At 52.3% G+C, this 4,697-nt stretch carries 6 protein-coding genes and 1 pseudogene; 3 read left to right on the forward strand and 4 right to left on the reverse strand.

Going from position 1 to position 4,697, the window contains the following annotated elements:
• Positions 1 to 790 precede the first annotated feature (790 nt).
• The 3 genes and pseudogenes from IGW03_RS37120 to IGW03_RS37130 form a co-directional block, all read left to right on the forward strand.
• A complete protein-coding gene (locus IGW03_RS37120; RefSeq protein WP_194727395.1) occupies positions 791 to 1,642 on the forward strand; it encodes an STAS domain-containing protein in 852 nt (283 codons plus the stop codon).
• A 19-nt stretch (positions 1,643 to 1,661) separates the two neighbouring features.
• Positions 1,662 to 2,018 carry an STAS domain-containing protein gene (locus IGW03_RS37125; protein WP_194727396.1) on the forward strand — a complete coding sequence of 119 codons (357 nt, stop codon included), beginning with the start codon at positions 1,662 to 1,664 and terminating at the stop codon, positions 2,016 to 2,018.
• A 75-nt stretch (positions 2,019 to 2,093) separates the two neighbouring features.
• A pseudogene (locus IGW03_RS37130) lies at positions 2,094 to 2,498 on the forward strand (anti-sigma regulatory factor); the annotation flags it as partial.
• A 271-nt stretch (positions 2,499 to 2,769) separates the two neighbouring features.
• Here the strand turns inward: IGW03_RS37130 and IGW03_RS37135 are convergent.
• From IGW03_RS37135 to IGW03_RS37150, 4 genes are all read right to left on the reverse strand, one after another.
• Complete coding sequence (locus IGW03_RS37135) at positions 2,770 to 3,126, reverse strand: EthD family reductase (protein WP_194727398.1); 357 nt, start codon at positions 3,124 to 3,126, stop codon at positions 2,770 to 2,772.
• Between the two features lie 126 nt (positions 3,127 to 3,252).
• Positions 3,253 to 4,062, reverse strand: coding sequence for a hypothetical protein (locus IGW03_RS37140; RefSeq protein WP_194727399.1), 810 nt, complete (start codon positions 4,060 to 4,062; stop codon positions 3,253 to 3,255).
• 50 nt (positions 4,063 to 4,112) lie between these two features.
• Complete coding sequence (locus tag IGW03_RS37145) at positions 4,113 to 4,376, reverse strand: hypothetical protein (protein ID WP_194727400.1); 264 nt, start codon at positions 4,374 to 4,376, stop codon at positions 4,113 to 4,115.
• 146 nt (positions 4,377 to 4,522) lie between these two features.
• On the reverse strand, positions 4,523 to 4,697 hold a 175-nt coding region (locus IGW03_RS37150; protein WP_194727394.1), incomplete at its 5' end, for a transposase.

Below are 4,697 nucleotides of genomic sequence, written 5' to 3' on the forward strand. Positions count from 1 at the left end.
CTTGGAATGACAGTGTCCAAACCGGCTCCTGTGAAGGGGCTTTGAAAGGCTTGAGCGGAGTGCCGTGAAAGTGGCACGCTCCGTTCTTAGGGGGCGGTGGCGTAGTAATACGCCGCTGCTACCCGACGGTCCGATATCAAGGAAAGCTACCGAAGGAAATCAAACAGGAATTGCTCGCAAATGAGCTAGACGGGAAAGAGATCAACAACAACGGCTTGATGCAAGCACAGAACCCACTATACAGGCAAAAGTCGAAAAGCCCTACCAATACTTCATCTATTCTAACGAGCTACAGAATTTGTCGTCGCCTGGGCGGGCCATATATGACCATCACGTAGAAAGCTTCACGTCATGTGAGTCCTCAAGCACCCGACAAAGCGTGTTTGACATCAGGCTAGGCAGCATCGACTAATCAGACGCCAGGCCTGCCCAATGGTACCGTGATGGTGCTGGAAGGTGCCGCCACCGCCCAGTACGTCAGTGGTCCGTATCGGATTCCTGATGAACCTTGGGGCTTGATATTGCACCTGAGCGATACGTGAAAACATACATTGAAACATGTTATTGCCAGGCAGCTCCGTTTAACACGTCAGGCTCGGCGAGAATGTCACGTTGTGTTATCTTGTCAAATGGTTTCAGCGGGCAACCTCTCCCTCCGTCCAACTTCACCTTCGTTTCTCGTCTCCAACCGCTTTGTTCCATGCACGGCGGCGCCATACCGAGCGCTGTAAAAACAAAGCACTCCTATGCTTTACAGGCCTTTTTAACCCCTATTCTTCGAAGGGAATGCATGAGCACTTCTGCCACAGGCCACCTTGCCATCATCATCTCAAAACACTCTGAGAACCTGCTCAAAGGTTGGCTTGATGCAATGCTGTCTCGTACCCTACGCCGTGACAAAGCCATCGAGCGCCAAATGGCGCAGGAAGCGGCTAGCTTTCTGTCAACACTGCAGACTACCTTGGCAAGCGTCCCGAGTTACGATATCAGCGCCGCTGCGTGGAATGAGGTCAAGGCAGTACTTTCCGAGATTTGCGTCATTCGGGTACGTCAGGCGTTTACCCCAATAGAGACAGCCACATTCATCTTCTCGTTGAAAGAACCTTTGTTCGCCCTGCTTCGTACCGAGTTGGCTGGCCAGCAAGACACTCTGATCGAAGCAACAATGCAAACAGGTGCCCTGTTCGACCAACTCGGCTTGTTCACCATCACTGAATACCAGAAGGGTCGGGAGCAGGTCATCCTGCGGCAGCAGCAGGAGTTGCTTGAACTGTCGACACCCGTTGTTCAGCTCTGGAAGAATGTACTGGCATTGCCTCTGATTGGCACCCTCGACAGCGCCCGCACGCAAGTGGTCATGGAAAGCCTGCTGCAGAAAATCGTTGAGACAGGCGCGTCCATTGCGATTATTGATATCACCGGCGTGCCGACTGTCGATACTCTGGTTGCTCAGCATCTGCTCAAGACCATTGCCGCAGCGCGCCTAATGGGTGCCGATTGCGTTATCAGTGGAATCCGGCCACAAATCGCCCAGACCATTGTGCATCTAGGTGTCAATCTTGAGGAAGTGACGACCAAAGCGACTCTGGCTGACGCCTTTACCATCGCGCTCAAACGTACCGGCTCGAACATTATTGGATGACAGCAGGGTAGCGTGAGCAATGGACAGAATTCCAATCTTGCGGATGGGACGGCTACTCCTCGTCCCTATCCAAGTTGACATGCATGACCAGCTCGCGATGGCGCTTCAGGATGATCTGACTGAACGCATCGTAAAGGACCGTGCGTATGGCGTTTTGATCGACATTTCCGCACTTGATATCGTTGATTCCTTCATCGGGAAAATGATCAGCAATACTGCGGCCATGGCCAAGGTCCTTGATGCGCGCACTGTTGTTGTGGGTATGCAGCCTGCAGTCGCCATCACGCTTGTAGAATTGGGCCTCAGCTTGCAGGGTGTTCGTACCGCACTGAATGTCGAAATGGGCATGAAATTGTTGCAGCAATCAGCGGGTTAGAACAATGAGAAAGTAAGCTGAGCGAGCGAGGTTACATAGAAAATTCAACAGTACTGCGAAAAGGCGACTGATCAGATGTCTGTAAATTTCCAAGAACTCGTACTTCCATTGCGCAGCGATATAGACCTCGTCCGTCTGCGTCAATCGGTACGGGAAGTTTTGGTTGCAATTGGTTTCCGCCTGCGCGACCAAACCAAACTGATCACCGCCGCCAGTGAGCTTGCTCGTAACACCCTTAAATATCGCGGTGGTGGTGAAGCATCGATCCAACGAGTCATGAACGGGGTGCGCCTTGGTGTGCGCATGGCCTTGGTCGACAATGGACCAGGTATCGCTGACATCAGCCTCGCGCTCAAAGATGGATACACGACCCGTGGCGGGCTCGGGCTGGGTTTGAGCGGATCAAAATGCTTGTGCGACGAATTCGATATTCAATCATCTATTGTGCAGGGAACGACGGTACGCATCACGAAATGGAAACCGCTCTACATACTATCGCTCGTACCAAATTTACTTATTTATACATTCAACCAGCCGGCATCTGTCTGTCGCAAGGGGACTTTCCTTGCGACCTCAGGTCTTGAACCAGATTCAGAACGATTCTGGTCGCCCACTCAGTTCCGGACTGCGTACGCGTAGGGCACTGCACCAATCGCTGTAAGGGCCAAACGCGATGGTTGTCCCCGGATACCAAGCTGTCGATCTGATTTTGCCGTCAAATGCCGGAAACTTCACCATCATGTATCGCTCGCTACGCGAGATGGATTGCACTCGGCATGACCCGTTGAACACTATCACTGACGACGATTTCGCTTATTTGACGGATCGGGGTGATGTCGATGGAATTGGTGATATCGGCTCGGATTGCCTTGGCATGCGGGCCAAACCCTGCATGGAAGGCCTCCAGCGATTCGCGATAGATGTGACACATTGCGACGTAAGGTGCAGCAGTGTCGGGTGCGGTGCCAGAGAGCCCTCCGTCGATTGTATAGCTCAGGCAGCTGTCACCCATTAGCTGTTTGATCAGCGATGTGTGCTTGTCCCGGTAATATTCATGATCGAATCGTGCATCGAGTGTCTGTGGGTACATCACGCTAACCTTGATCATTGTTGTTCCATGTTCAGAATTGAGCTCGTAGAAATGGCAATCATACATAAATACGGCTTGTTGGCGTCGGAGGCGTTGCGCCTCCATGCAGTTGGGCGCCGGTGACAACACCAATGGATAGCGAAGCTATGGCCCTCTCGCGAGAAGTGTATCCTGTTCGCGGCGCTGAACCCAGTGGAAACCTTCATGCTTGGTAATGGATGCAAGCTCGATGGCACCACCGACGCCCTTCGGCCGAGATACGGAGAACTTGATAAACCCAATTGTAGTCTCGACGAGATAACGCGCTAGATCAATCGCGTCCTGAATCGGCATGGCCTCTACGAAAAGCAGTTCATATAGTTCCGGCACCAGTGCTTCGCGAAGCGCAGCGGCCTGCTCTGGCTCCATGCCATGCTTGACAGCAAATTCGTTAAAGCGCGTACCAAGACCAAATACCAGACGGTCCAGGGCCTCATATTCTCCGTCCCACCGCAGACCGAATTCGTGCTCACCCTGAATGCAAACGGGGGCAGGAGCACTTTCTCCCATGAGGCTCACTTCCCATACTTCTGCTAGCGGGCGACCGGCCGAGTAACCGCATAGTCGCAATTTGGTCCAGGTATTGCTGCCGTTGGGCATGGACTTTTCTTCGAACAGGAACCGGCGCAACTTTATCGCAATGCTCTCCATACTATAGCTGCTAGCGTCAAGAGCCCAATCAGAATAGGCTGGATCATCACCGTTGAGTCGCTTACGCAAGTCCTTAAGCAGAGTTTCGATCGATTCATTGCCAATGCCCCCGTTGCCTGTGACCATTGCTCCGACCGGCAAACCCTCTCCCAGATTCACGATTTTGCGGGAATGGTTGTACACCATGCCGCTGGCATAGGAACTAGCGCTGTCTGCAGCCATTACTACGCCATCATTAATTTTGACCGACACAAGTACTGTCATAGAGTCCCTAAGCAGAAACCAGAATTCTCATCGTCAACATCCATGATGACTCAGCGATGGTGCTCATTCGGGCCGCCATGAGAAATTCTCATAATGTCATCCACATCCTGTTTTCCAAGAAACTGGTTATGCCCATGCTTGTAGAGTGCACCGCCAATCAGGACAAGCGTCTCGAAATTCTCCTTGCTCAGCCTGCCACGTGAATCGGCCAGCAGTTGGGCAAGATTCAGGATCGCTGTGGTAAGTGCCGACGAGTCCGCCTCCAGGTGCTGCGCTTGCGTTCTGAACATGCTGAGTATCTCGTCCTGGGTCATGCTTCCTCCTGAGTCTAGCACTTCAGTGTACCAGTAAAGAAAGGGCCGTACTTGACGATAGGTAGCTAAAGATTCGACGCAGGCTTGGAACCCGTCATCATGCATATTGAAGAAAAAGGCAAATTTTCTGAGAGCCCGTTTGAAAACTACTCATTTTCGAATAGACGTTTGAGAAGTAAGCTGCCCATAGCGACATAGATCATTTCGCAGGAGACGTCGATGCGTCCCTCATAGTCACGTACTAAGCGCCGCCATTGCACCATCCACCCAAAGGAACGCTCGACAACCCAGCGACGCGGCAGCGGAACAAATGTGTGCTGA

Origin of the sequence: Noviherbaspirillum malthae, assembly GCF_015352985.1 — a bacterium.
GTDB classification, from domain to species: domain Bacteria; phylum Pseudomonadota; class Gammaproteobacteria; order Burkholderiales; family Burkholderiaceae_D; genus Noviherbaspirillum; species Noviherbaspirillum malthae.